This is a genomic window from Streptomyces sp. NPDC040718 (assembly GCF_055593565.1).
Window position 1 is genome coordinate 592,879 of the sequence record NZ_JBVIXO010000002.1, and the last position, 26,033, is coordinate 618,911.

General features: G+C 69.6%; 27 protein-coding genes and 1 pseudogene. 17 read left to right on the forward strand and 11 right to left on the reverse strand.

The genetic code is table 11. The annotated features are described in order from the left end of the window. Positions 1-163 precede the first annotated feature (163 nt). From ACZ597_RS08225 to ACZ597_RS08290, 14 genes and pseudogenes are all read left to right on the forward strand, one after another. Positions 164-433, forward strand: a complete 270-nt coding sequence (locus tag ACZ597_RS08225) for a DUF6284 family protein (protein WP_471326543.1) — start codon at positions 164-166, stop codon at positions 431-433. Continuing rightward, the gene (locus tag ACZ597_RS08230) at positions 430-702 is read left to right on the forward strand and encodes a DUF6303 family protein (protein WP_471326546.1); all 273 of its coding nucleotides are present in this window, start codon (positions 430-432) and stop codon (positions 700-702) included. The genes ACZ597_RS08225 and ACZ597_RS08230 overlap by 4 nt, the downstream gene beginning before the upstream one ends. Continuing rightward, complete coding sequence (locus tag ACZ597_RS08235; protein ID WP_471326549.1) at positions 699-1,574, forward strand: DUF2637 domain-containing protein; 876 nt, start codon at positions 699-701, stop codon at positions 1,572-1,574. The genes ACZ597_RS08230 and ACZ597_RS08235 overlap by 4 nt, the downstream gene beginning before the upstream one ends. Next, entirely contained in the window at positions 1,574-1,912 is a 339-nt protein-coding gene (locus ACZ597_RS08240; RefSeq protein ID WP_471326552.1) for an RRQRL motif-containing zinc-binding protein, read from the forward strand. Before ACZ597_RS08235 ends, ACZ597_RS08240 begins: the two co-directional genes overlap by 1 nt. A gap of 29 nt (positions 1,913-1,941) precedes the next feature. Continuing rightward, positions 1,942-2,475, forward strand: coding sequence for a hypothetical protein (locus ACZ597_RS08245; protein ID WP_471326555.1), 534 nt, complete (start codon positions 1,942-1,944; stop codon positions 2,473-2,475). Continuing rightward, a complete protein-coding gene (traA, locus tag ACZ597_RS08250) occupies positions 2,475-3,104 on the forward strand; it encodes a plasmid transfer protein TraA (RefSeq protein WP_471326558.1) in 630 nt (209 codons plus the stop codon). Before ACZ597_RS08245 ends, traA begins: the two co-directional genes overlap by 1 nt. Positions 3,105-3,137: 33 nt before the next feature. Continuing rightward, entirely contained in the window at positions 3,138-5,213 is a 2,076-nt protein-coding gene (traB, locus tag ACZ597_RS08255; RefSeq protein ID WP_471326561.1) for a plasmid transfer protein TraB, read from the forward strand. Positions 5,214-5,414: 201 nt separating this feature from the next. Further along, the gene (locus ACZ597_RS08260) at positions 5,415-5,882 is read left to right on the forward strand and encodes a hypothetical protein (protein WP_471326564.1); all 468 of its coding nucleotides are present in this window, start codon (positions 5,415-5,417) and stop codon (positions 5,880-5,882) included. Positions 5,883-5,960: 78 nt separating this feature from the next. After that, complete coding sequence (locus ACZ597_RS08265) at positions 5,961-6,698, forward strand: DNA methylase (RefSeq protein WP_471326565.1); 738 nt, start codon at positions 5,961-5,963, stop codon at positions 6,696-6,698. After that, on the forward strand, positions 6,695-7,597 hold the full coding sequence (locus ACZ597_RS08270; RefSeq protein WP_471326568.1) for a bifunctional DNA primase/polymerase: 903 nt from the start codon (positions 6,695-6,697) through the stop codon (positions 7,595-7,597). The genes ACZ597_RS08265 and ACZ597_RS08270 overlap by 4 nt, the downstream gene beginning before the upstream one ends. Next, positions 7,594-7,944, forward strand: coding sequence for a hypothetical protein (locus ACZ597_RS08275; RefSeq protein ID WP_471326571.1), 351 nt, complete (start codon positions 7,594-7,596; stop codon positions 7,942-7,944). The genes ACZ597_RS08270 and ACZ597_RS08275 overlap by 4 nt, the downstream gene beginning before the upstream one ends. Continuing rightward, the gene (locus ACZ597_RS08280; protein WP_471326574.1) at positions 7,941-9,095 is read left to right on the forward strand and encodes a DUF3631 domain-containing protein; all 1,155 of its coding nucleotides are present in this window, start codon (positions 7,941-7,943) and stop codon (positions 9,093-9,095) included. Before ACZ597_RS08275 ends, ACZ597_RS08280 begins: the two co-directional genes overlap by 4 nt. A 247-nt stretch (positions 9,096-9,342) precedes the next feature. Beyond that, positions 9,343-9,573 (forward strand): excisionase family DNA-binding protein, encoded by a 231-nt coding sequence (locus ACZ597_RS08285; RefSeq protein ID WP_471326577.1) that lies wholly within the window; start codon positions 9,343-9,345, stop codon positions 9,571-9,573. A gap of 9 nt (positions 9,574-9,582) precedes the next feature. After that, positions 9,583-9,753, forward strand: a pseudogene (locus tag ACZ597_RS08290) (site-specific integrase); the annotation flags it as partial. Between the two features lie 354 nt (positions 9,754-10,107). Here the strand turns inward: ACZ597_RS08290 and ACZ597_RS08295 are convergent. The 7 genes from ACZ597_RS08295 to ACZ597_RS08325 form a co-directional block, all read right to left on the reverse strand. Next, a complete protein-coding gene (locus ACZ597_RS08295) occupies positions 10,108-10,548 on the reverse strand; it encodes a hypothetical protein (protein WP_471326580.1) in 441 nt (146 codons plus the stop codon). Beyond that, a complete protein-coding gene (locus ACZ597_RS08300; protein WP_471326582.1) occupies positions 10,545-11,480 on the reverse strand; it encodes a DUF6192 family protein in 936 nt (311 codons plus the stop codon). Before ACZ597_RS08300 ends, ACZ597_RS08295 begins: the two co-directional genes overlap by 4 nt. 680 nt (positions 11,481-12,160) lie before the next feature. Further along, the gene (locus tag ACZ597_RS08305) at positions 12,161-12,397 is read right to left on the reverse strand and encodes a hypothetical protein (RefSeq protein WP_471326585.1); all 237 of its coding nucleotides are present in this window, start codon (positions 12,395-12,397) and stop codon (positions 12,161-12,163) included. Positions 12,398-12,730: 333 nt separating this feature from the next. Further along, positions 12,731-13,893, reverse strand: a protein-coding gene (locus ACZ597_RS08310; protein WP_471326588.1) for an IS3 family transposase whose coding sequence is annotated in 2 segments (ribosomal slippage) — positions 12,731-13,606 and positions 13,609-13,893 — 1,161 coding nt in all. Because the reading frame shifts where the segments join, the coding sequence is not laid out codon by codon here. 235 nt (positions 13,894-14,128) lie between these two features. Continuing rightward, on the reverse strand, positions 14,129-14,842 hold the full coding sequence (locus tag ACZ597_RS08315; protein ID WP_471326591.1) for a creatininase family protein: 714 nt from the start codon (positions 14,840-14,842) through the stop codon (positions 14,129-14,131). Between the two features lie 61 nt (positions 14,843-14,903). Continuing rightward, positions 14,904-15,845 (reverse strand): SUMF1/EgtB/PvdO family nonheme iron enzyme, encoded by a 942-nt coding sequence (locus ACZ597_RS08320; RefSeq protein WP_471326594.1) that lies wholly within the window; start codon positions 15,843-15,845, stop codon positions 14,904-14,906. Between the two features lie 65 nt (positions 15,846-15,910). After that, entirely contained in the window at positions 15,911-16,684 is a 774-nt protein-coding gene (locus ACZ597_RS08325; RefSeq protein WP_471326597.1) for an aminotransferase class IV family protein, read from the reverse strand. Positions 16,685-17,005: 321 nt separating this feature from the next. Here ACZ597_RS08325 and ACZ597_RS08330 point away from each other — a divergent pair, with 321 nt between their 5' ends. Genes ACZ597_RS08330 through ACZ597_RS08340 form a run of 3 tightly spaced genes read left to right on the forward strand, consistent with a single transcriptional unit; the run spans position 17,006 to position 20,151 of the window. Beyond that, a complete protein-coding gene (locus ACZ597_RS08330) occupies positions 17,006-18,472 on the forward strand; it encodes a Gfo/Idh/MocA family oxidoreductase (protein ID WP_471326600.1) in 1,467 nt (488 codons plus the stop codon). Between the two features lie 42 nt (positions 18,473-18,514). Then, on the forward strand, positions 18,515-19,231 hold the full coding sequence (locus ACZ597_RS08335) for a class I SAM-dependent methyltransferase (RefSeq protein ID WP_471326603.1): 717 nt from the start codon (positions 18,515-18,517) through the stop codon (positions 19,229-19,231). Further along, positions 19,228-20,151, forward strand: coding sequence for a glycosyltransferase family 2 protein (locus ACZ597_RS08340; protein WP_471326606.1), 924 nt, complete (start codon positions 19,228-19,230; stop codon positions 20,149-20,151). The genes ACZ597_RS08335 and ACZ597_RS08340 overlap by 4 nt, the downstream gene beginning before the upstream one ends. Before the next feature lie 78 nt (positions 20,152-20,229). On the opposite strand, the gene ACZ597_RS08345 is transcribed toward ACZ597_RS08340, so the two are convergent. The 4 genes from ACZ597_RS08345 to ACZ597_RS08360 all read right to left on the reverse strand — a co-directional run bounded on the left by ACZ597_RS08345 (position 20,230) and on the right by ACZ597_RS08360 (position 26,019). Beyond that, on the reverse strand, positions 20,230-22,860 hold the full coding sequence (locus ACZ597_RS08345; RefSeq protein ID WP_471326609.1) for a valine--tRNA ligase: 2,631 nt from the start codon (positions 22,858-22,860) through the stop codon (positions 20,230-20,232). Between the two features lie 305 nt (positions 22,861-23,165). Beyond that, positions 23,166-23,525 carry a hypothetical protein gene (locus ACZ597_RS08350; RefSeq protein WP_471326612.1) on the reverse strand — a complete coding sequence of 120 codons (360 nt, stop codon included), beginning with the start codon at positions 23,523-23,525 and terminating at the stop codon, positions 23,166-23,168. A 104-nt stretch (positions 23,526-23,629) separates the two neighbouring features. Next, positions 23,630-25,363, reverse strand: a complete 1,734-nt coding sequence (locus ACZ597_RS08355; RefSeq protein WP_471326615.1) for a relaxase/mobilization nuclease domain-containing protein — start codon at positions 25,361-25,363, stop codon at positions 23,630-23,632. Then, positions 25,360-26,019, reverse strand: coding sequence for a plasmid mobilization protein (locus tag ACZ597_RS08360; RefSeq protein WP_471326617.1), 660 nt, complete (start codon positions 26,017-26,019; stop codon positions 25,360-25,362). The genes ACZ597_RS08355 and ACZ597_RS08360 overlap by 4 nt, the downstream gene beginning before the upstream one ends. Positions 26,020-26,033: the final 14 nt, after the last annotated feature.

A 26,033-nucleotide genomic window follows, 5' to 3' on the forward strand; every position in this document is an offset into this window, starting at 1 on the left:
CGCGGCCGGTTGCCTCCTCCGCCCGTCCGGCGCCTTTGGCGCTCGTACGGGCGGGGTTGAGGGGAGCCGGAGTTCTTCCTGCTTCACAACGACGTGCAGCCCCGGCGCGGGAACGCCGGGGCTGCTGTTCGGGCCCGTTCCTGTGTGAGAGGAGCAAGACCCAATGAAGTTCATCGTTGCACGTCAGAAGCCCGTTACCAGTCTGCCGCCGGACCTGGAGCCGACGGCTGCGGAGTTGGACGCGATCGAGACCGAGATGCCGGTGGTCCTGGCCGAGGTCGAGCTGCTGGACGCGCTGATCGCGCAGCTGGACCGGACGCCCTCGGAGTTCGACGCCCGCCGGATCCGCCGGGCCCGCAACCGGGTCCTGGACGCCCGCCGGGACCTGGCCAACCGCGCCGCCGGCCTGATGGAGTCGGGGGACGCGGCATGACGCACTCCGCCCGGCTGACCAACTCCCCCTTCGGGGAGTGGGAGATCTACGTCGTCAACCACCGCCTTTCGCAGTTCTGGCCGTCGTACCAGTTCCGCCGCATCGAGCCGATCCCGACCGTCGCCGAGCGGACCACGGCGCTGGCCCACCTCGGTTACGAGGCGGTCGACGAGGCCGTCTGGGAGTGGCAGGAGATGCACAACGGCACCGGGGCCGACGTGACGCTCCTCGCCTCGCTCGACGTCCACCAGACGGGGGACGACTCATGAAGCGCGACCCGAAGGCCCTCCTGGTGGTGGCGCTGGTGGCCGTGGTCGGCATGGCGTTCCGGGTCTCGTGGAACGCGCTGCGGGACGTGGCCCGCGCGATCGGCGCGGACACCACGGCCGCGACGCTCTACCCCTTCGTCGTGGACGGCCTGATGGCACTCGCCCTCGTCGCCACCCTGGTCCTGACCGACGATGCCCGACGGTTCGCCCTCCGGGTCCTCGCCGCCTACACGGTCGCCTCCCTGGTCCTGAACTACGTGCACGGGCTGGTGCCCGCACTGCACGACCGGACGGTCGATTGGATGCGGCTGGCGGAGTGGGATCCGGCGAACTGGGCGCTCGTACTCCTCGCCACGAGCCTTCCGGTCGGGTCGATCTACTTCGGCTCCGACCTCGTCGCCAAGGTTCTCCACCACCGCCCCGAACTGGTGGAACCGGTGCTGGACGAGGAGCGTGCGGAGGTGCCCGCACAGCACCCGCACACCCCCGACGCGGTCGCTGTCGACCGAGATCCGGCCCCGGCTTCCGAGTCCGGGCATCTGCTGGTGCGGGAGGCGTTGCCGCAGTTGGCCGCCTATGCGGACGGCGTGCGGGACGACGGTCCGCACACCCCGCACGCCGTCCCCGCGCAGCCCACACCCGCCGAGGGTGCCGGGGTGGTGGTGGACGTGTTCGAGGAGGCGGAGCTGGAGCGGATGCGGCAGGACGCACGCCGTGCGTACGCCGAGTCCGTACAGGCCGCACGCCCGCTGTCCGCTCGTGCGTTGGGTGAGGCGTTCGGCATGAGCGAGTCGTGGGGCCGCAAGCAGATCCTCGCCGCCCGCGAGGGCGAGCGCCCTCACCTGACCGCCGTCCCCGCCGCCACCGGCTGATGGGCACCCTGCCCGTCTACCGCTGGCGCCTGGCCCCGGACGGTCTCGCCACCCGCCGACAGCTCCGCGTCCTGGGGTTGCGGCCCGGGGGTCAGGACGTCGTCGCCCAGCTGGAGCGGCCCCGCCGCCGGCGCGGCCCGCTCGTCGCCTTCCTCTACCGGATCGACCTCGCAAAGCCGGTCCGTCCGATGACCCAGAACCGGTGGGCGGCCCTCGCCAAGGCGGATGCCGCCCGCCGCCGGTGCCCGGTCTGCCGCGATCACCTCCCGTACGTGATCCCGGCCTCGCTCGGCATGTGCGTGGCCTGTCACGACTCTCCTGATCAGCGCGTCGCCTGAACCCTCCCTGTCTTCGAAGGAGTTCTGCTGTGTCTCGCCGCATACGTTCGAAGTCCGCCCAGGCCGCGCCCGGCGTGGTGCGGATCCCGCGCCAGCGCGGGGGCCGTCAGGCGCCGCAGGTGATCGTGGTCGTCTCGGAGGAGCCGACGCTGACCGCCCGCGCGACCGCCGCGACCGGCCGGTGGGTGTGGAAGCACCGCCGTGCCTGGGCCCCCACCGGTATCGCCGTCCTCCTGCTGGCCCTGGCGGGCATCGTCCACCTGATCGCGCCGTGGGCCGCGTTCATCGCCGCCCCGGCCGGCCTGGTGCCGCTCGCGTTCTGGGTCTGGAAGGCCAAGACCACCCCCGCCACCCGCACCGTCTCCGCCTGGCGGACCGCCGTGGCCGTCCTCGCTCTGGCCGCCCTGGTCTGGTTCTGCCTGGCCCTGTGGTCCGGCCCCGCCAGCCCGGCCCTGATGGGCCTGTGGACGCTGACCACGCTCGCCGGACAGGTCATGTGGCTGATCGGCCGCCGCACCACCCACACCGCCAAGACCGTCACCGCTCCTGAGGGGACCTGCTGATGTCCGACTGGATGCCCAACAACGGCCAGACCCCCGGCCCCCGCCGCGCCCCGAACGGCAACGGCCAGCCCTACGGCGCCCAGCCGGGCGGCTGGCAGCAGCCGGGCCAGCCCGGCCCCGGCGCCACCCCCGGCGGCAACAGCCGGTCGCGGACCTCGAACCGCACCCGGGAGTACCACTTCCACATCAACGACTCCGGCCCCCGCACCGGCGCCGGCGCCGGTGGCCAGCAGGCCGGCTTCCAGCAGCAGGGCGGCGGCGGGCGGGGCCGGGGCGGCGGGCGGATGCACTCGCCGCTCGGGGACCCGGAGTTCTTCAACAACGTGGACATCCGCAACTACTGCGAGGGCGGCCGCGGGCTGTTCCTGCAGATGTCGTTCGAGCTGGCCAACGCCGCCGAGATGCTCAACGCCGTCCTCAAGGAGATCCCCGACCCCGACGGGCACCCCTTCGGGTCGCGGATGCGGGCCCGGCGGGTGTCGCGGCGGATGAAGAAGGCCGCCGAGGACGCCCTCGGCACGGCGAAGAACCTCGCCGCGACCTACGCGGCGTTCCAGCGGGAGTTCGACCCCCAGCTCGCGCAGAACCGGCGCCCGCGCCAGAACAGGCACTTCGACTTCAACGGCTAACCGCCCATTTCGGCTCCGTAGGGAGGTCAGAGCATGCCTAGAAGCGTCCAGACCGACGAACACCCGCCCCCGCACGACGCCCACGGTGAGGGCGGTGGGGTCGGGGAGTACCTGCTGCACCGTGCGAAGCCGCACCTGCCGCCGTGGCTGGCCGGCGCCGGAACGGGTCTGGCCTCCTTGCCCGCCCACTACTTCTGGTCCGGCCAGCCCGGCACCACCGCAGGCCTCACCCTCGCCTCCGTCGCCCTCACCGGCCTCACCTGGTGGGCGGGCCGCTCCACCACCCAGCAGCGGCGCCTGCACTCGGCGGTCACGGTCGCCGCGGCTTCGACCTGGTTCACGGCGGCCGCCATCGCGGGGCCGGCGGCGGGGCCGCTGGGGGAGCTGTACTTCATCGGCGCCCCGGCGCTGGCCCTGTCGTGGAACATCCGTCAGATCCTCCGCAAGAACGTCGACGGCCCCACCGCCGGCGCGGACGGGGGATTCCTGGAGAAGGTCGGCCTGGCCAAGACGCAGGTGCTCCGCTCCGAGGTCGGCCCGAACAAGGCCTCCTTCGACCTCCAGCTGCCGCGCGGGGAGCTGACCCCGGACGACGTCAGCAAGAACCTCACTCGCATCGCCGGTGCCCTGGATGTCCCGAAGACCGCGATCCGGATCCAGGAGAACCCGGACTCCGCGTCGCGGGTCATGCTCACCGTGGTCCCGCTCGACCTCCTCAAGAACACCGTCCCCTGCCCCGGCCCCAGCGCCCCTGGCGAGTCGATCAGCTACCCGGTCGTGGTCGGGATCTACGAGGACGGCGCGCCGGTCACCATGTGGTTCCCCGGGGACCCGGACGCGGCCCGCAACGCCATGATGCTCCTGCTCATGGGCATGACCGGGTCCGGAAAGTCCGAGGGCGGGTTGACCGCCCTCGCGGAGATCCTGAGCCGCAAGGACGTCATCGTGTGGGCGTCCGACCCGGCCAAGAAGGAGCAGACCCTTGGGCCGCTCCTCCCGGCGATCGACTGGGCCGCACTCGACATGCCCTCCACCAAGGCCATGATCGAAGCCCTCAAGGCCGTCATCCCGGCCCGTACGGCGTGGATGGCGAAGTACGGCTACAAGCAGTGGGTCCCGGGCTGCGCCGAGACACAGGCGGACGGCTCCCCGGGCATGCCCTACCTGGTGGCCTGGTTCGAGGAAGCCGCCAAGACGATCCGCGAGACCGACGACGACGTCTTCACCGGCATCGCCCAGGAAGCCCGCTCCTCTGGCGTCTCCCTGGTCATCTCCATGCAGCGGGCTTCCGGGAACCAGGTCTCCACGGACACCCGGGCCTCCTTCGGCTCGTCCTGGGTCCACGGCGTCCGCACCGAGGGAGACGCCCGCTTCGCCCTGGACGACGAGGTACTCGACGCCGGGGCCTCGCCGCACGTGTGGAAGGACAAGAAGCCCGGCTACTCCTACCTCGTCGCCAACGGCGTCGAGGACGAACTGTGGGCGACGCCGCTGCGGGACTACCTGTGCAGCGTCGACTACCTGAACTGGGTCGTCGTCACCTTCGCTGACATCCGCGCCAAGATCGACCCGGTCACCGCCGGCGCGGCGGCCCGCGCCGTGGACCGGGCGTTCACCGCCCGCACCCGCTACCCGATGCCCGGCACCACCGACCAGCCGGAGACCACCATGCCCGCCCAGCAGCCGGACGACGGGTACGCGGACTACGAGGACGACGACTACGACGAGGACGGCTACGACCCGCGCCCCCTTCCCGCCGGGGCCGGGTACGAGCACGAGGAGGACGACGAGGGCGAGTACGTCGACCCGCAGGCCGAACTTCCCGAGGTCGAGGAAGTCCTCCAGTTCGCCGCCCGCCCCCCGCAGGAACCCCAGCGGGCCATCTCGACCGCCGAAGCGCGGGCCGCGATGGAGGAAGTCCTCGACGCGTTCGAGGAGGAGGGCCGCGACACGGTCGGAACCCGGGACTTCATGGAGTACTGCGACCGCTACGGCCGGGGCCGTTCCTGGGTCTCCGGACAGGTCACCCAGTTCCTCCTCGCCGGACGTCTCGCCGAGACGAACGAGGCCGGCCGCTACCGCATCGTCCCCTACGACGTGGCCGCCTGACACCGCCAGACAGTGTCAGACACCCCTGACAGCAACCACCCCGAAACCCGGGTCATACGTGCGCGCGAGGGGTGTCAGACGGGTGCCTGACATGTCTGACACCCCCACCAGACACCCGGCCTGACACCCCCAGACACCCAGCCCTGACAGGGCCCCAGCCACACGCGCCGGGGCCCTGCCGGTCTTCCCCAGGAGCCGACCATGCCCGACTACCGCACCCGCCCGGCCGTCCCCGAACCGGTCCGCTACGGGGACACGGTCCTCTACCCGCCCGCCATCCCCGAACCGCGGATGCCGCTCGCCGAGATACCGGCCGGCGTCCAGTACGTCACCCTCCCCGACGGCACCCGCACCCTCGCCTACACCCCCCTCCCCGAGACCCCGCCCACCCGGCCGATCCCGGCATGGGCGAAGACGACCGCGCTCCTCGCCCCGACGATCGGCGGGGGCATCGCCGCGGCCGGGTTCGGGATCGCCTACGCCGCCCCGGGACTGATCGCCCTGACCGAAGCCCTTTGGGCCACCGTCGCCCTCATCGCCGCCGGGGCCCTCGTCGCCATCGCCCGGCCCCGCCGGGGCCGTCGCGGCCCGGCCGCCACGCACATCACCCAGCACATCACCGCCACCGGCTGGTTCGGAAAGGCCACCGGTTCGATCAACTACCGCTGAAACGCCGAGAGCGGCCCCGTCTCGCCAAAGCCGGGCCGCCCTCGTCTTCCAGAACCCACAAGAACTGGAGACACCAGCATGACCCAACCCATCCACATTCGGCGAGACCACAAGGCCAAACGGCCGTTACTCCTGGACCTGTTCTGCTGCGCCGGCGGAGCCGCGATGGGCTACCACCGCGCTGGGTTCGCGGTCGTGGGCGTCGACATCGTCGACCGCTCCGACCGCTACCCCTTCACCTTCCACCAGGGCGACGCGCTCACCGTCCTCGCCGACCTGATCGCGTCCGGGGAGATCGGCGCGTACGCGGCGATCCACGCCTCCCCGCCCTGCCAGGACAAGTGCGCCCTGACCGTTGGCACGAACCGGTCCCAGGGGTGGGGCGGCGAGCACGTCGACCTCGTCGCGCCCACCCGGGAGCTTCTCGACGCGTCCGGGCTGCCGTACGTGATCGAGCAGCCCGACGGGAAGGCCGAGGTCCGCAAGGACATCAGCCTGTGCGGCGAGATGTTCGGGCTCGCCGTGCTCCGGCACCGGAACTTCGAACTCGGCGGCTGGAGCACGGGCAAGCCCCGGCACGTGAAGCACCGCGGCTACGTGCGGGGGTGGCGCCACGGCGTCTACCGCGACGGCCCGTACGTCGCCGCCTACGGCAAGGGCGGCGGAAAGGCCACCGTCCCCGAGATGCAGACCGCCATGGGCATCACCTGGACCGACGTCCACGAGGAACTGACCGAGGCGATCCCCCCGGCCTACAGCCAGTGGATCGGCCGCGCCCTCCTCGACAACCTCGGCATGGGGCAGGTGGCGGCATGAGCGACCTCCTGAACGCCGCCCTCGCCACCGCCGCCCGGGGCTGGCCCGTCATCCCGCTCCGGCCCGGCACCAAGGTGTCCGCTCTCCACGGCGAGACCAGTTGCCCCGGCACCGGGGACTGCGCGGGCGGGCACGCCAAGCCTGAGCGGCGGGCCACCATCGACCCCAACCGGATCCACGCCGCCTGGACCGCGAAGCCGTTCAACGTGGGGTTGGCGACCGGTCCGGCCGGGCTGGTCGTCGTCGACCTCGACCCGCCCAAGCCGTCCGACCCGCCCGGCACCCTCAGCGGCACCCAGATCCTCGACGCCCTGTGCCAGGCGACCGGCGAGACTCTGTCGCCCACGTTCACGGTGACGACGCCGTCCGGTGGACGGCATCTGTACTTCGCCGCCCCGCCCGGTCCCAAGGTCCGGTCCAACCAGGACATCCTCGGCCGGCACATCGACCACCGCGCCTGGGGCGGATACGTCGTCGCCCCCGGCAGCACCATCCCCACCGGCACCTACACCGTCACCGACGACCGGCCCGTCGCGCCGCTTCCGGCCTGGGTGCACGCCAAGCTCACCGAACCGCCGCGCATCAAGGCCAGCCCGATCTACCCGCTCGTCGGCCCGTCCGCGGGGCGCCGCGCCAACTACGCCTCCGCCGCTCTGCGAAACGAGGAGGCGAACGTCGCGGGTGCCCCCGAGGGAACCCGGAACGCCGCGCTGGTCCGGGCCGCGCGGGCTCTGGGGCGGCTGGTGGCGTCCGGCGACCTCGACCACGCGGTGGTGGTGGAGGCTCTTAGCCGGGGGGCGGAAGCGGCCGGCCTGAAGCGCTACGAGTACCGCTCCGCCATCACCAGCGCCCTCAACTGGTCCATCCGCAACAACTCCAGCAGCCGGCGGACGGCGTGAGCGCCCGCGAACAGCCCCCGGCTAACAGCCCTGCCTCCACACCCGCCGGGCCCAGCTCCGCCGAACCGACCCCGGCCGCGGACGGCAGTGGGGCGCCGAAGGTCGTCGCCGAAGGCGTCCCTTCATCTGTTCGCCCTGACCCGCGCCCGGCGGACGGCCGGTACATCGTCGCCACGCTCCACATCTGCGCCCCGTACGGGGCGGTCCCCTCCGCGCGTTCGGTCTGCGCCTGCGGACGGGACGAGACGGCGTACGGGCCCCGGCAGATCCTCGCGCTCGTCCAGCGCCACACCGACCACCGCACCGCCTGCCCCCTGCGGGCCGACGACAGGAGTGCCGCCGCATGACCCTGACCACCATCCACCCCGCCCCCGCCGAGACCCAGATCCCGGAGCAGGCTCCGGAGGGGGCGGCCCTTCTCGACGCGGTGGAGGCCTTCCACCGGCGGTTCAACGTCTTCCCCAGCGAGGCCGCCTACGTGGCGGTCGCCCTGTGGGACGCGCACGCGCACCTCCTGGAAGCGTTCGACGCCACGCCGCGGATCGCGTTCCTGTCGCCGGAGCCCGGCTCGGGCAAGTCCCGCGCGCTGGAGATCGTGGAGACGCTGGTGCCCGCGCCGATGGTGGCGGTCAACGCCTCCCCGGCCGCGCTCTTCCGCGCCGTCTCCAGCGGCGAGGGACGGCCCACGATCCTCTTCGACGAGATCGACACCGTCTTCGGCCCCAAGGCCGGGGAGAACGAGGAACTCCGCGGGTTCATCAACGCCGGGCACCGCCGCTCCGGCGTCACCTACCGGTGCGTCAGCGACGGCGCCGGCAACCAGTCCGTCGTCGGCTTCCCTTCGTACTGCGCGCTCGCCGTCGCCGGACTGGGCAACCTGCCCGACACGATCCTGACCCGCTCCGTAGTCATCCGCATGCGCCGCCGCGCCCGCACCGAGAAGGTCGAGCCGTTCCGCGCCCGCCTCCACACCACCGAGGGCCACGCCCTGCGGGACCGGCTCGCCGCCTGGGCCGACAACGTCCGCGACCGCATCACCGGCGCCTTCCCCGTCATGCCCGACGGGGTCACCGACCGGCCCGCCGACGTCTGGGAGCCCCTCCTCGCCGTCGCCGACGCCGCCGGCGGCGACTGGCCCGACCGCGCCCGCGCCGCCTGCCTGGAACTGGTCACCGCCGCCGAGAGCGACGACAAGGCCAGCCTCGGGATTCGGCTCCTGACCGACCTGCGCGACCACGTTTTCGGCGACATCCCCCGCCTGCCCACCGCCGCCGTCCTCGAACAGCTCCGCTCCCTGGACGAAGCCCCCTGGGGCGACATGAACGGCCGACCGCTCGACGCCCGTGGACTTGGCCAGATGCTCCGCGAGTACATGACCATCGGCAACCGGCCGATCGTCGCCCGGAACATCAAGACCGCCGGAACCGTGCTGAAGGGCTACTACGCCGACGACCTCGCCGACGCCTGGAGCAGGTACTGCCCGCCCCCCGGCTCCTGAAAGTCCGCTACCTCCGCTACCCCCGCTACCTCGCAGGTCAGAGCACCTGCCGAGGTAGCGGCAACCACCTGAGGTAGCGGCAAAGATCCGCTACCCCCACCCCGCCACCGGCCCCCGCCGCACCCGGGCCGGTGGCGGCACTCATCCGCTACCGCTACCCCATCCGCTACCAACACACCGCCCCTGACCTGCGCGGTAGCGGAGTAGCGGCAGTAGCGGACATCTGAGAGCCAAGGAGAGAGGACGCATGATCACCTCGGACTCGCGACAGCCGATCGACCCCACTCTCGTCCTGCTGAAGGTGGAGGAGGCCGCTCGCCGCCTCAGCATCGGCCGAACCGTCTGCTTCCGCCTGATTGGGACCGGCGAGCTGGAATCCGTGCCTGTCGGTCGCCTGCGCAGGGTGCCCGCCGCCGCCGTCGAGGAATACGTCGCCCGTCTCCGAGCCGCGCGGGCCACCGCCGCGACGGCCGCCTGAGAGGAATCCGTGGAAGAGAAGAGCAAGCGCACCCGTCAGCCCAACGGGGCGTCATCGATCTACCTGGGGAACGACGGGAAGTGGCACGGCCGCGTGACCGTCGGTGTGAAGCCTGACGGCAAGCCTGACCGCCGACACGTCGAGCGGAAGACCCGAGCCGAGGTCCACAGCTCGCCACGGTGGCGCAGCAGGTGGGAGAGGCTCTCTGGGGCGCTGAGGCGAGGGAGGGCGGGAGTCTCTCCGGAACTCAGGAGAGGAGCCCCTCAGGGGCCAACTGAGACGGAAACTGAGACGCAGAAACGCCAGAGGGCCGGTCCGCTTGCGCGGTCCGGCCCTCTGAGCTGGCGGAGGATACGAGATTCGAACTCGTGAGGGGTTGCCCCCAACACGCTTTCCAAATGTTCGTACGGGGGTCCGGTGGGGGTCATGGGTGTCCTGACCTGCGGCGGAGCGTTCGGGGCGGCCCCGCCCGGACAGCGCCGGACGGGGCCGAATGAGACCAAAACTGAGACCAGGCTCCGCCACTGATCCAGATCAGGGCCCGGTGCCGTGGCGAACTGCGACGTCTGCCGAGAAGCCGGCGTGCCGCAGTGGCGCGGCAGCCTCGATCATCCCGGCGAGCGCGGTGTGCGCGACCCTGAGCTGCGGGTTCTGCCGACCGCTCTCGCCGAGCGGAGCTATCGCGCTCCGGTGCAGGCGGACAGCGCGCCGGTAGAGGAGTTCGATCTCGCGGTTGAGGGCTAGGACGGACATCTGGGGGTCGCGGGAGATCAGGTACTGGCCGAGCACGAAGAGGAAGCACTCGTGCTCCCTCTCGCACATGTTGTCCCGGTCCCAGACCTTGGCGATCTCGAACTGGCTGGGCGACATGTGGTCGAGCGCGGCTTCGCGCGGCATGCCGTCCTCGCCGGCCTCCTTGACGAGGTCCCATAGTTCGAGGCCGAGGTCGGAAGGCGACCTGCGTCGGGGCTTCACAGCTGCTCTCCTTCCCCGCCGAGGAGTCGGGCGAGTTCGGCGTCCATGTCCGCCTGGCCGGTGGTGACGACGTGCTCGCACCAGTCGCACACGGCGCGGACCTTCTTGATGCTGTCGAGGACTGCCTCTTCCTCTTCCGTGGTCAGCATCTCCTCCTGCGCCAGCACGACCGCGCTCTGCATGGACACGCAGAAGCTGGTGCACAAGCCGAGGATCTTCAGGACGGAGGAGGGCGTGTCGCGATAGTTGACCGAGGGGCCGGAAGGCAGGGCGGAACGGCCGGACTCCGGTGCTCCAGGGCACGTGCGGTCAGGCGGCGTCGAAGCCTCGGCGGCCTGTTCAAGGCGCTGTGCGCGATCGCGGCTCGCGTCACGGACGGCACGCCGGAACCCCGGGTCCTCGATAGCCTGCCTGAGTACCTCCGTGCGGTCGGCGAGCTGGGCGATGGCCATTGCGGCCTCGTCCGTGTTGCGGAGGAGGCGCTTGGCGGTGTTGATGCGTTCCACCGGTGTGGCCGGTGCCTGCGGTGGGGCTTGCACCGCCCGCCGGGCTTGGTCGGAGTGCCACTCGCCCTGATCTCGGGGGTCCAGCTCGTCTGATGGCTCCTCTCGGATCAGCTGGAACCTGTCGGGCTTTCCTGCGAGGACGAGGTGGACGAACCAGGGAACGTCGTCGCGGCGCATCTCGGCGGGCCACTTCCTCGACACGTACCGGTACTTCGTCAGGCTGCTCTCTGACGAACGGATTTGCCTGGCGAAGAGGGCGGTGAGCTGGCCGATCTCTCCGTGCGAGCGATCCGTCATCATCTCGTTCAGCATGTCGCCCAGCTCGAAGTTGCTCGCGCTCTTGGTGCGCAGGATGCGTCGACCGCGGTGGACATAGTTGATCCACTCGTCGCGGGTATAGCCAGGAGGGATCTCCAGGGCAGGCATACAGGGCTCCCGTGCTTGTCTTCGAAGCCAGGTGCAGGAGAACGCCCCAGGCGGCCATCGCCGCGCCCACGAGACCTGACTGTGCCTGTCAAGCAGCGTCCTGCTAGGCCACCCTTTCGGGCAGGCACGTTTTCCGGCGCGTTGCGGCAGGAGGAATCGGCAACGCGCCACACGGCGCACCGGGCCAAGCCCGCGCACGCCACATGGAAGGGGCTTCAAAGCGCATCGAAGAAGCCGTCCAGCTTGCAGGGAAGGCGTACTGCGCCAAGCTGATGCTCCCGTCCGCCGAGCACTGCGTATCAGGAAGGCGCCGAATGGAACCCGTGGCACGGACAGACAAGCCAGCGAGTGGGCCGGCGAAGCGGTACACGTACCCAGAGGCGGCAGAGATTCTTCGGGTGAAGGAGCGGTGGCTGCAGGACAACATCAAGCGGTTGCCGCATACGAGGAAGGGCCAGACCGTAACGTTCTCCGAGGCTGATCTCGATGGCATCGATGCCATGTTCCATCATCAGCCGCCGGCGGCGGTGCCTGTGCCAAGTCTTCCGGCCGCCCCGGCAGGTACGAATCCCCTTGCCCTAATCAAACCTGCGCGCAGAGCACGTCGATGACAGGCGGGCTCGAGTCTTAGCCGTCAACCTAGGCGGAAGGCGTTGGCCCCTGAGACAAAGTGCTCTCGGTCAGGGCGCATCGAGCTTCAGGCTTTGGCAGTCGTTCGAGTCCACCGCCATCCCGGTCGGGGTGTAAGCGATGACACCGTGCTCGGTCCCGGCCAATGCCCGCATCGCGGTGCAGCGCTGACCGGCGTCGCCACTGGTGTACTCGATCACAACTGAGTCCCTGCGGTCGGCTGGGTCTTCTTCATCAGGGTTGCCAGGCAGAATGTAGGCCGCCTTCACGTCCTGGACGCGCTTCACCCAAGGGGGCACTCCGGCACCGTAGCTGGGGGCCACGAGTGGGGTGGGCGTGTCATCGGCCTGTGGCGTCGCCGCAGTCGTTGGTGGAGCCGCCGAGGGGCTCCTCGGTGCTGGAGGTACCGCCGACACGTGCGGAGCCGCCGAAGTGGCCTCGCCCGGGTCGTTGCCACCGGAGTCAAGAAGAAATGCCAAGGCGATGACGGCTATGAGCCCGGCTCCGGCGAACAGGCCAACCCGGGAGAGTGGTGGCCTTCCAGTAGCAGGTGGCGTCAGGGAGGTCAGTCTGTCCGGAGGGACGGATGGGTCTGGTGCAGGTTCGGGTGACAGGTTCAGTCACGCGGCCCGGAGGGCCGGTGTGGTCATGACGGTCTCGTATTCGATGGGGGTCAGCCGGCCGAGTGCGGCTTGCCGGCGGCGTCGGTGGTAGGTCCGCTCGATCCAGGTCACGATGGCGATCCGTAGTTCCTCGCGGGTGGTCCAGCGTCGGCGGTCGAGGACGTTCTTCTGCAGCAGGCTGAAGAAGGACTCCATGGCCGCGTTGTCGCCGGCTGCTCCCACTCTCCCTATCGATCCGGCCATGCGGTGGCGGTCGAGTGCCCGGACGAATTTCCTTGATCGAAATTGCGATCCTCGATCGGTGTGCAGGATGCATCCGTCGACGTGTCCGCGCCGGGCCACGGCGTTGTCCAGGGCGGTCACGGCCAGGCGGGACTTCATGCGCGTGTCGATGGAGTAGCCGACGATCCTGTTGCTGAAGACGTCCTTGACCGCGCAGAGGTAGAGCTTGCCGTCGCCGGTGGCGTGCTCGGTGATGTCGGCGAGCCACAACCGGTTCGGGCCGGCCGCGGTGAAGTCACGGCGGACGAGATCGTCGTGGACCGGCGGGCCGGCCTTGCCCCCGCGGCCGCGTTTCTTGCCGAACACGCTCCACCAGCGGTTGTCCCGGCAGATCCGCCACGCGGTCCGGTCCGCCATCGCAGCCCCGGCCCCGCGTGCTTCGTCGGCCAGGAAGCGGTAGCCGAACTCCGGGTCCTCGCGGTGGGCGTCGAAGAGCGCGTTCGCACGATGCGCCTGGGTGAGGACGGCGTCGGCCACCGGCTGGTCGAGCCAGCGGTAGTAGGGCTGCCTGGCGAGCTTCAATACCCGGCACGTCACCGAGACGGGCGTCCCGTCCGCGGCCAGCTCTTTCACGAGCGGGTAGATCCTTTTCCCGGCAGGTGCGCCTGCGACAGGTAGGCCGCGGCCCGGCGCAGGACCTCGTTCTCCTGTTCCAGCAGCTTGATCCGCCGGCGTGCTTCGCGTAGCTCCGCGTTCTCCTGACTGCTCACTCCGGGCTTGGCCCCGTCGTCGATGTCCGCCCGGCGCATCCACTTCCACAAGGTCATCGGGTGGACCCCGAAGTCGGTGGCGACCTGCTCGACCGTCACACCCGGGCCGCGGTTCCTCGCGACCCGCACGACGTCCTGGCGGAACTCTTCCGGATAAGGCTTCGGCACAGCGACATCCTTCCCACCCGCCCCACAGGGCAAGCCAGATCAGATGTCACCCGATCGTGCGGCAGACCCGATAGCTCGCTTCCCGTGCTGAGCATTCGGATCTCGACGTTGCCGTCGGCCGTGTGACCAGTGACATTGGCGCGGTTACCCAGGTACAGGACGATCGAGCCGACTGGGAACCTCTGTGGCACAGGCGTCAAAGCGGGAGCCCTTCTAATGCAGGTGTTGGTGGGGTTCAGCCGTTGAGGCCGAGGATTTCCAGGTGACCCGCGAAGCTGTCGGCCAAGCTGGCGAGTACGGCCTTGCCCTTATCCGCGGTCGAGTGGGACGGGAAGCCGATGACACCGGTTTCGGTGTACGCACTCATGCCCTGGACCAGCAGGAAGGGACGGCTGCCGCCGTCATGGTCGGCATCGGCGAACCCGTCGCGCACCAGTTCGGGCGCCGCGTGAAGAAGGATGGACGTCTCGATCTCGCCAGCGTGCATGTCGGCGTGGCGGTCGGAGACGAGGCCGGCGTGGTCGCGGGCTCGGTCCCAGTCGGCTCCGAGGGGGAACAGAGAGACCGCGGGCCCGTCGGCGTTGGCTTCCTGGACGACGTTGGACAGGACGTAGTTTCCGCCGTGGCCGTTGACGATCACCAGCTTGTGGATGCCGGAGCGGGCGAGGGACGCACGGATGTCGTCGATCACGGCGTACAGGGTTTTCGCGCTGATACTGACCGTTCCGGGGAAGGCGGTGTGCTCGTGGCTGCACGACATAGTGATGGGCGGCAGCAGGTGCACGGGGAAGCAGCTGGCTATCTCCTGGCTGATGATGCAGGCGATCGCCGTATCGGTGATCAGCGGGAGGTAGCGGCCGTGCTGTTCGAAGGAGCCGATGGGGAGGACGGCAACGCGCGGTTGCTGTTCACGGACGTCGTTGCTTGTGGCGGTCGGTAGTAGGTTCACGGGTCTCTTATTTTTGCTTGGTGGCTTGGAGTAGGCCGCGGCGATCTACCCTGTCGGGAGATCAGCCCCCAAGCAGGGCCTCGATCACGGTCGCGGGAGTCGCGCAGCGGAACCCGGTGTCGTCGTCGAGCATCTCAGCGGAGGCGTCGTTGAAGACGGCGGGGACGGCGCGGGCGAAGGGGCTGGTCCAGGCGCCGGCCTTCAGCTCGTAGCGACCCGGCTCGGAGCGGGTCGAGCACCACTCCCAGGTGTTGCCGCAGAGGTCGTAGACCCCGTAGGGGGAGACGCCACTGTGGTAGCGGCTCACTGGGGTCGTGGAGCCGGTGCCGCTCTCGCGGGAGTTGCACTTGGCCGGGGTGGGGTTGTTGCCCCAGGGGTACGAGTCCCCACGCGCGCCGCGGGCCGCCTTTTCCCACTGCTGGGCGGTCGGCAGTTCCTTGCCCGCCCACGCCGCGTAGGCCGAGGCGTCGTGCCAGGTGACGAAGACGACCGGGTGGTCGAGGATGGCGTCAGGACACTTGCCACGATGCCAGTGCTGGGGCGGCTCGTGACCGGTGGCGGCCACGAAGCGGGCGTAGTCGTTGTTGGTCACCGGGAAGACGTCGATGTAGAAGGACGGGAGCCAGACTGGCGCGTTTTTCTCGCCGCACAAGAAGGTGCCGGCCTCGACGAGGGCCATGCTCTTGCCGTCGCGGGGGTGACGGACCTGGTGCTGCTGTGGCTGGGCCCCGGGGCTCGGAGCCTCTTGGGCGGGGAGGACCGTGCCCAGCGAGCGCGCGAGGCTCGCGAACCGCTCGTGGACGTCAGGTGCGGAACTGGAGAGGAGCGTGTCCAGGGCCGCCTGGTTGACCTGCCTGAGCCGGATCGTGTCCTTGCGTGATTCCCACTTGGACACCATGCGATCGCTGACACCGAGGCGCGTCGCGAACTCCTCGGTACTCATCCGCGATGCCTCGCGTAAGGCCCGGACCTCCAGTCCGGACCATCGCTCAACTGTCGCCACTCCAGGACTCCTTGTTGCCGACTGTTCCCGCCCAGCCTAGCCAGTGGGAGCCCGGCTCCGGAGCGCTACAACAAGTCGCCTTCGATCTCCATGTACTCCTTGCGGAGCGCATCGATGATCGCATGGGATTCGGGTAGCTCGGTTCCGTCGATCGCGCTGACGGCCCGCACGCCGATCGCTGCGTTGGTGGCGAATGCGGCCGTCATACTCGGCAGGTCGTCCAGCCGGACCGTCCGCTCGTCGTGGTCGTGGGCACCCTTGAGGAGCTCCATGGTCACGCCGACGAGGCAGTCGGCGTTCGGCCAGATCACCCGGTTGCCGTCGAAGAAGCCGATGTTCCAGGTGCCTCCCTCCGAGATCACGTCCTGCTGGTCGACGAAGAGGGCGTCGTCGAATCCGTTCAGCTGTGCCTGACGGCGGTGGTGCAGGGTCGCGAAGAGGCCGACGCTCTTGACGCTCGGTACGTCACGTACGTACGTCGTGGATCGCACCCGAAGGGGCGGCAGTGGGAGGGCGCCCGCAGGGCGGGAGGTCACCAGCACGTGCGGGTCTTTGGCCTCGCCCGGGTGCCCGAGGTCGAGCTGGGGGTCGAAGACGGTGACGCGGACGGTCGTGGACCCGGTCGGGGGAGCCGCGCGGCGGGCCAGCTCGCGGACGCGCTGCGGGTCGAGGTCGACACCGAAGAGGGTCCGGCAGTCACGCCGGAGCCGCTCCAGGTGCAGAGAGAGGCCGCGTACGCGGCCGTCGTCCACGCGCATCGAAGTGAAGTGGCCGTAGTTGGTCAGGGCCAGGGTCTGAAGCTGAGACGGCTCGACTGGTTCTCCGTTGAGTTCTGCCATGCGGCCAGAGTGCCATCTCGTGCTGGGCTCACAGCCGTGAAGGGCCTGGCAGGGCCCCTTAGTTCGGTGAAAGTTCGGTGCTGGGGCGGTCGGAGGACGTTCCGACGGAGCGGCCTGGCCAGCAGCCTTGTGATGCGAGCACGAACCCCGCCACCGCCTCTCCGGTGTCGGTGCGTCGGCTCCGATCGCGGTGGGCGCGCCCTGCATGAGCTCGGGCGAGAGGCGACCACCGTCGCGGTGATCAACGTCTGATCTGCCTCGGAACAGCTCCGAGCAGTGACAGTGCAAATGGGAGCAACTCGGATGAAAACCGACTCTCGAATGTCTCGGGCGACAGCGACCCTGATCCCCAGGCAGCAGACCCTCCGCTGTGTCGAAGAGCCGACGGGGCGACCCGCCGTCGGCGATGCCCGCCCCGCCACCCGTCGGCACAACCTCGTCGTGGTCGGCTTCGACGAGATCGTCGCCAACAAGTACTTGCCTTGCATCAGGGCCGCCGTCGAGGCCGGCCACGTCGACTCGTACTCCGTCATCGACCTGGAGTCGGAGCGGGCGACGATCGAGGAGCGCATCCAGGGAGCCGATCTGAAGCCTCGGGAGGTCGTCTACCTCCCTGAGTCGGGCCGTGGATCGACCGCGCAGCAGGACCAGCCGGAGCTGATCGGAGCCGCCCTCCGGCAGCTTCGACAGCCAGAGCTGCCGATGAAGGTGTACATCGCGACTGAGGTGCGGGCGCACGAGGCGTACCTGCGCTACTGCGTCGAGAACGGCATCGACTCCCTGGTGGAGAAGCCGGTCCTGGCTCCGCTGGTCGACGGCCGGTTCGCGCCGTCGCGCATCACCGACGTCATGGAGGAGCTCATCGCGCAGGCCGGCCGTACCGGTGCCAAGCACTCCGTGATGACCCTGAGCCGGTACCACCGCATCTATAACGGCGAGGTGCTCCGCTCGCTCGAAGAGAGGGTGCGGGACTGGCAGGCTCCCGTCACCTCGTTCCACCTGCGAGCCGCCGGCGGTGTCTGGAACCTCCAGCACGAGTACGAGACGCGGGACGATCACCCCTACCGGTACGGCTACGGGATGATGATGCACGGGGCCTACCACTACGTCGATCTCGCCGTGCAGTGCCTGTCCCTCAACAAGCTGGTGTTTCCCGACCGCCGCTTCAGGCTCGAAGTCAGCTCGTTCGGTGCCTTCCCGGCTGACCAGCACCTCCGGATCCCGAATCCGGCCGCCGGCCGGTTCGAGGACGGCCACTCGCGCTGGCCGGACGCCGAGAGCCCGGCGGCCTTCTTCGGCGAGACGGACATCACCGCCACGTTCCGCCTGGTCGACGTCGCGTCGGAGCGCACCCTGACCATCGGGACGCTGTCCTTCGAGCAGACGACGCCGTCCATCCGCAGCTGGCAAGACTTCCCGGACGACGTCTACAACAAGAACGGCCGCACCTCCAGCGTCGACCTCGAAGCGCAGCTGTCGACCCTCTACTCCGCGCACGTCCACTGCTACGACGTGCCCCGCGGGCAGAACGCGGACAAGATCGACGCCTTCGCCCGGCTGACCACGAGGGCGAATGCCTCCCTGCTGCCGGACGAGCAGTACACGACCGTCCAGACGTTCGACGGGCTGTTCCACAGCGACAGCAACCGGCAGCTCATGGAGAACTGGCTGCGCGGGACCGAGAACAGGAGCTCGCTCTCGGCGCACCTGCTGCCGATGAAGGTCACTGAGGCGCTGGCGTCCTCCCTGCTCACGCCCGGCCGGCCCGTCGAGATCGCCGAGTTCTAGATACCTCCCCTCATCCAGCCCTCCAACCCCAGGCGGTACCCCTTGCCCGTACAACACTCGAAGGCGTCCCTCCACGCCTTCTACGCCGAGGCGTTACGGAACGGCCGGAGCACCGCAGAGAGACTGCGCGCACCCGTTTCGCCGCGATTCCTCGCCCTGCTGGCCGCCCTCCCCATCAGCACCCCTCGCCGCGCCCTGGACGTCGGGTACGGTGCCGGCGCGTACACCGTCGTCCTGGCAGAGGCCGGTTTCACCGTCGTCGCGGTGGACCAGGCCCCGGCCGAGCCTCTGCTCCAGCTGCTCTCACAGCGCCAGGACCTTGCTGAGCGGGTCACGGTGGTGGAGTCCCTCATCGAGCAGTACCCCGTCCAGGAGGACTTCGGCGTGCTCGTCGCCAAGGACGTCCTCCACTATCTGTCGCGAGACGACGCCGAGGCCCTGCTCGCCCAGGCCGTACAGGCTTCCCGCTCGGTCAACGTGCACTACCTCGAGATCTTTACGGCGATCTCGCGGAAAGACGCCCATGGTGCTCAGATCAACATCGAAGGCGAGGCCCGGTACACGCCGAAGTCCCTCGCCCGCGCCCTGGAGCGGATCTACGAGGGCTGGGATCTCACCGTGAGCTGGGACGACCACACCGAACAGGACACGCGCTCTCGGCGCACTTACTTCGCAGCGACTCGCGCGACGGTCATCGCGGTGCGCAGGCGCCCGGCTCCGGTCGGCGCTGCGGCCATGAAGGGAAGGGCGGCCTCGTGACAACCACGCACGCTGGCATCAGCTTCGTCGTTCCCTGCCACAACGCGGGGGACTACCTCATCGAGGCAGTGGAGTCCGTCGTCGAGCAGTCCCTTCGACGTCCGTACGAGGTGGTCATCGTCGACGACGGATCGGACGACGACACGACCTTGAAGGCCATCGACACCTGCGCTGAGCTGCCCGGCGTCCGCGTCCTCCGGCTCGCCCAGCGCCAGGGGCACCACGTGGCCCGGAACGCCGGCGTGGCAGCCGCCCGGATGGAGTACGTGATGCAGGTGGACGCCGACGACCGGCTGGCCACTGAACCACCCCTCCTCAAGGACGGGTCCTACCCGGACAGGGCGGCGCAGATCCTCGACTCCGAACCCGACACCGCGTTCGTACACACGATGTCGTGGATGTTCGGTGCCTTCGAGGGGTTCACCATCTCCTCGTATCCGTGCCACGAAGACCTGGTCGTACGCAAGCACCACGTTCCCACGTCGATCGTCTGCCGCCGGGCTGACGCCCTCGCGTGTGGTCTGTACGACCCGAAGGTGCTCAAGTGGGGGGACTGGGCTTTCGCGGTCAACCTGCTGGCCAGCAGGTTCAGGCGAGGGGCGGGCAACGACATCCGGTGTATTGCCGGCCCCTTCTACGAGTACCGGGTGCACTCGCGGGTCGAGCGCGTGTCCGACGCGGAAGTCTCGGAGCTTGACATGACGCGCCTCGTCGTGGAGAAGAACCTCGACTTCTTCCAGGACAGGCTGGACCGGAACGACGGCGCTGCCGAGATCGCCCTCGACGTGCTGGAGCAGAAGCCGACGCGCCTCGACGACCTCCTGTACATGGCGAACTTCGATCTCCACCAGGCTCAGATCGTCGCGGAGCAGCGCGAGTTCACCCTGTCGAGTCCGTACGAGACGCTGGGGATTCCGTAGGGATCGTGTCCGAGGCCGGAGACCCCGAAGGGGGCCCAGACCATGCGGTCTGGGCCCCCTTCGGGCGTGTTCCGGCGCCTACTGCGGCGGCAGCTTGTCCAGCTGGGCCTGGAGCCGGGCGATGTCCGCCTCGGCCTTGGCGAGGCGGCCCTTGATCTTGTCCACGACGTTGTCGGGGGCCTTGGCGATGAACGCCTCGTTCCCGAGCTTGGCCTCGGCCTGCTGCTTCTCCTTCTCGGCGGCGGCCAGGTCCTTGCTCAGCCGCTTACGCTCGGCCGCCACGTCGATCGTGCCCGACAGGTCGAGCGAGACCGTGGCACCGGCCACCGGCAGGGAGGCGGTGACGGCGAAGCCCTCGCCCTCTGGCTGGAGGCGCAGCACCTGGCGGATGGCGGCCTCGTGCGGGGCCAGCGCCGTGCCGTCGAGCTCCAGGCGGGCCGGGACCTTCTGACCGGGCTGAAGGCCCTGGTCCGAGCGGAACCGGCGGACCTCGGTGACGACCTGCTGGACCAGCTCGATCTCCCGCTCCGCGGCCTCGTCGCGGAAGCCAGAGTCCTTCGGCCACTCGGCGATGACGACCGATTCCCCGCCCGTCAGCGTGGTCCACAGGGTGTCCGTGACGAACGGGACGATCGGGTGGAGCAGCCGCAGGGTGACGTCGAGGACCTCGCCCAGGACGCGGGCCGAGACCTTGGCCTGCTCACCACCGTCGAAGAACGTCGTCTTCGACAGCTCGACGTACCAGTCGAAGACCTCGTCCCACGCGAAGTGGTACAGAGCATCCGCGAGCTTGGCGAACTGGTAGTCGTCGTAATAGGCGTCCGCCTCGGCGACGACCTTGTTCAGCCGCGACAGGATCCAGCGGTCGGTCGCCGAGAGCTTCTCGGCCGGCGGCAGGTCACCCTCGACCGTGGCGCCATTCATGAGCGCGAAGCGCGTCGCGTTCCAGATCTTGTTTGCGAAGTTCCGGGACGCCTGGACCCAGTCCTCACCGATCGGGACGTCGACGCCCGGGTTGGCGCCCTTGGCCAGGGTGAAACGCAGCGCGTCCGAGCCGTACTTGTCCATCCAGTCCAGCGGGTTGACCGTGTTCCCGAACGACTTCGACATCTTCTTGCCGAACTCGTCGCGGACCATGCCGTGGAAGGCGATCGTGCGGAACGGCGGCTGCCCGTCCATCGCGTACAGGCCGAACATCATCATCCGGGCGACCCAGAAGAACATCAGGTCGTAACCGGTGACCAGGACGGAGTTCGGATAGAACTTCTCCAGGTCCGGGGTCTGCTCCGGCCAGCCCAGCGTGGAGAACGGCCACAGGCCGGACGAGAACCACGTGTCGAGGACGTCGGTGTCCCGCGTCCAGCCCTCACCCGTGGGCGGCTCCTCGTCGGGACCGACGCAGACCAGCTCACCGTTCGGGCCGTGCCAGACGGGAATGCGGTGGCCCCACCACAGCTGGCGCGAGATGCACCAGTCGTTGAGGTTGTCGACCCAGTCGAAGTAGCGCTGCGACATGTCGGCCGGGTGGATGTTGACCCGGCCGTCGCGAACCGCGTCACCGGCGGTCTTGGCGAGTGTCTCGACCTTGACCCACCACTGCATGGACAGGCGTGGTTCCAGCGTCGTCTTGCAGCGCGAGCAGTGGCCGACGGAGTGGACGTACGGCCGCTTCTCGGCGACGATCCGGCCTTCGGCGCGCAGGGCGGCAACGATCGCGGAGCGGGCCTCGAAGCGGTCCAGGCCCTGGAAGGGGCCGTGGACGGTGATGATGCCGCGCTCGTCGAGGACCACGATGGATTCGAGGTTGTGGCGCTGGCCGATGGCGAAGTCGTTCGGGTCGTGCGCCGGGGTCACCTTGACGGCGCCGGTGCCGAACTCCGGGTCGACGTGGGTGTCGGCGACGACCGGGATCGTGCGGTCGGTCAGCGGCAGCTTGATGCGCTTGCCGACCAAGTGCTTGTAGCGCTCGTCCTCCGGGTGGACGGCGACGGCGGTGTCACCGAGCATCGTCTCGGCGCGCGTGGTGGCGACGACGATGGTGTCCTCGCCTTCGCCGTACTTCATGGAGACGAGCTCGCCGTCGTCGTCCTGGTAGTCGACCTCGATGTCGGAGATGGCCGTCAGGCAGCGGGGGCACCAGTTGATGATGCGCTCGGCGCGGTAGATCAGCTCGTCGTCGTAGAGCTTCTTGAAGATGGTCTGGACGGCACGGGACAGGCCCTCGTCCATGGTGAACCGGTCCCGGCTCCAGGCCAGGCCCTCACCAAGACGCTGCATCTGGCCGGCGATCTGCCCACCGGACTCGGCCTTCCACTCCCAGACGCGCTCGACGAAGGCTTCGCGGCCCAGGTCGTGGCGGGACTTGCCCTCCTTGGCGAGCTCGCGCTCGACGACGTTCTGGGTGGCGATGCCGGCGTGGTCCATGCCCGGCTGCCACAGCGTCTCGTAGCCCTGCATGCGCTTGCGGCGGGTGAGGGCGTCGATCAGCGTGTGCTCGAAGGCGTGGCCGAGGTGGAGCGATCCGGTGACGTTCGGCGGCGGGATGACGATGGTGTACGCAGGCTTCTCGCTCTTCGCGTCGGCCTCGAAGTACCCGCGCTCTACCCAACGCTCGTACAGCGGCCCCTCTACCTCGGCCGGCGCGTACTGGGTCGGCAGTTCGGGGGCGCTGTTCGGCCCACTGTCGGGGCGCTGAGTGTTGTCGGTCACGACGGCCATTCTAGGCCCGCGCCATCGCCGCCCTCACCTGACTTTCCATGGGCGAGCTGGCTGTCACCGGGACACAAAGGTGGCCGCACGGATGAGATTCAAGTGTGACCAAGAACACGCCCGTGCGGCCGATGTTCATCGTACCTCGCTCGGCCGGAGGTTCGGTACGGGGAGAAGGTCGAACTGCGGAGACGCCATCTTGATGGGCAGACGATGGCCGCCGGGGCGCGCGGTGCCTCGTACAGCAGGTCGGCGGCCGGGCAGGGGCCCGGCCGCCGGTTCTGTTTGGCGCTTTCCCCTTGTGGTCAGTTCCTGCGGGTGAGGAATCGGCCGCCGTCTGCGGTGGCGATGGTGAGGAGGCTCTCGTACTGGGCACGGTCCTCGTCGGTCATGTAGCGGATGACGGCTTCGGGGTTCTGGGCGAAGTACTTGCGCAGGAGATCGAGTGCGTCGCTCAGGGCTTGATCGGCGATCTCCTGGGTCACCTCGGTGTGGATCTTGGCTCCGGCGGCCTGGAACTCTTCGAGGGTGGCTTCGTTGGCGAGGGCCTGTTCCTCCTTGGTGAAGAGGCGCCCGTCGAGGTGGTGGAAGGTGCGTCCGGGGTGAGCGAAGTCCATGTCGAACAGCAGGGCCATGATGTGGGGGCGCAGGGGGGTTGCGGGCATAGAGGTGCTCCTCAGAGGTGTGGGTGGGTGTGCATCAATGGTCTGGAGAATCCCCGGTTTGGCTAACCGGGGATCGCCGGTTACCTTCAGCCGCTCTTGTCCGGTCAGCGCCGTCGGGTTGAGTTGCTTGCTGCCTTGGCTGCCGGCTGTGCGGCGGGTGCCGCAGGCGGTGTGCGCCTGTCTCCCCGGGCAGGCGGCTCGTGCGGAGCTTCAGGGGCGACGGGCAGGTGAGCGCTGCGGCGCAGGCGCCAGACGAGGACATCGCTGATCGAGGTGGCGGTGTCGAGCTCGCGCCGCTGGGTGGCTTCGGCGAGCAGGGCGGCTGGGTCGTGTCCGGCCTTCTGGGCGTCGGTGAGGGTGGCGGCCAGGGCGGGCCAGCCGGGCTCGGCCAGGACCCGTTCGGCCAGCTCCGGCAGCGATTGGCGCACCAGGGCGGCCTGCCGCTGTTGAACATGGAGGGCCAAGCGCTGGCCTCGCTGGTGGAGCGCGGCCATGGGCTGGGCGGCTACGGCCTGGTAGGCGGCGTGCAGGTGCTCGGCGGCCTGACGTGCGGCTGCTGCTTGTTGGGCGTGGTGCTTCTTGGCGTGCCAGTTCGCCGCCGTGATGGCGAGGAAGAAGGCCATGTCGATGAGCATGGCGGTGGTGGCGCCGTCCTCGCCGCGGGCGAGGGCGGGTCCGCTGTGGACGAGGTCTCGGGCGGCCTGCCGCAGGTCGCGGTCGTGCCCTCGGACTGCCTTAACGTGGGAGCGGGTGGCCCGCTCGAATGCGAAGGCCGCGTCGCGGAGTTCCTTGCGGGTGTGAGCGGCGGAGGTCTTGGCCAGCGCGTCGAGGATCTCTCCGGCGGCGGCGATCTGGGCTGCTGCCGTTCCGTCGTCGCCGTGGTCGATGATCAGCAGCGCCTGCCAGGTCGCGGCGGTGGCCCTGCGCCGCGCGAATGCGGGGCCGGTCACCGGCGGCAGGGCCGGCTGCTCGGGCCTCCCGTCATCCTTTGAGGTGGCTTCCGCCGACCTGGTCCAGCGTTCGCGGATGCGGGGCAGGGAGAGGTCGGGGGCGAGCTTGGACCCCGAGTAGTAGACCGGTTCGCCGTTCTTGTTGCGGTCGTCGGGCAGGGCCACGGTGTAGCCGAGGAGGTCCCCGGACGGCGCGACGCGCCGCCGGGTGAGGAGACCGGCGCCGGCGAGGCGGTCGAAGAACTCCTCCTCGCTATGGGCGCCGGCTGCCGCGCGCCGGACGCTCTCGCGCAGTTCCTCCCTCGGGGTGCGCTCCCTGTTGTGGCGGTTGGCTTTGTGGCGTTCGGCGCTGGTGGGGCGCTGGGCTGCGGTTCCGTCGCCGGTGTTGAGGCGACGCAGGCCGTAGTCGGCCTCGATGTGGCGGGCTTCGGCCTGGGCGCGTTTGGCTTCGTTGTGGCGGCGCGGGCGGCGGCCGTCCTCGCGGACGGTGGTGGCGATGATGTGGATGTGGTCCTCCGCGTGGCGGACGGCCGCCCACCGGCAGCCAGAGCCGTCGCCCAGGTCGATGCCGGTGGCGGCAACCATGCGACGGGCGATGTCGCCCCACTGCTCGTCCGTGAGGATCGGGTCTTCGGGTGCGGCGCGTACGGACAGGTGCCACACGTGCTCGGTAGGGCGGCGCGACTTCGGCAGGGCTTCGACGGGCTGGTCGAGGAGCCTTTGCAGGTCCTCGTAGGTCGCGGCCGGGTTGCGGCCGGGGTCGGGGACGAGGCTGTCCCAAGCGGCGACGAGGTGCGGGTCGATGTGTTCTTCGTGGGTGCCGGGGCCGTAGAGGTAGCGGATCAGGCCGATGGTGCGGCTGCCCATCTTGTGGACGCGGGGGATCATCCGGCGGGGTTCTCCGTCTCCAGGTAGCGCTGGGTGAAGTCCTCCACGCGCTCGGCGGTCCGCTGGACGGCGTCGAGGACTGCCTTGGCGTGCGGGGCGTCGGCTCCGGAGTTCAGGACGGTGGCGACCTGGTTGAGGTTGTTGCCGATTTGGCCGAGGGCCCGGCGCAGGGCGAACAGCTCGCTGACGATCTCCCGGCGGGTGGCGATCTCGGCTTCGGTGCGGTCGAGGTCGCGTGCCGCCTTCAGTGCGGCGTGGGCGAGGAAGCCGGCGACGCTCATCCGGCAGACCGAGGCCGCGTCGGTGAGGAGCTGGTATTCGTCGTCGTTCAGGCGGCAGCTGGGCTGGTGCATGCGCTTGTTCTCGGCGCGCAGGCGTTCACGCTGGCGCACGTGTGACGAGCTCGACGTGGTGTGCGTGCAGCGGGTGGTGTGGCAGGTGTGCTGTCCGTCCCTGCCCGGGTGCGGTCCGCCCTCGGCCGCATCCCGAAGGACCGGCGCCCCCTGGCGCTGGTCACCTCCCGCCACCCTGGGGGCGGGGGAGCCCAGAGCATTGCTGCCGACGGGAGCAATGCTCTGGGTACAACTTGCTGCGCTGTTGAGGCCCGTGGTCATGTGCTGCTGGGCGGCGGGGAGTTCGTGGGTCGGGTCGTGCATGGATTGGTTCTCCG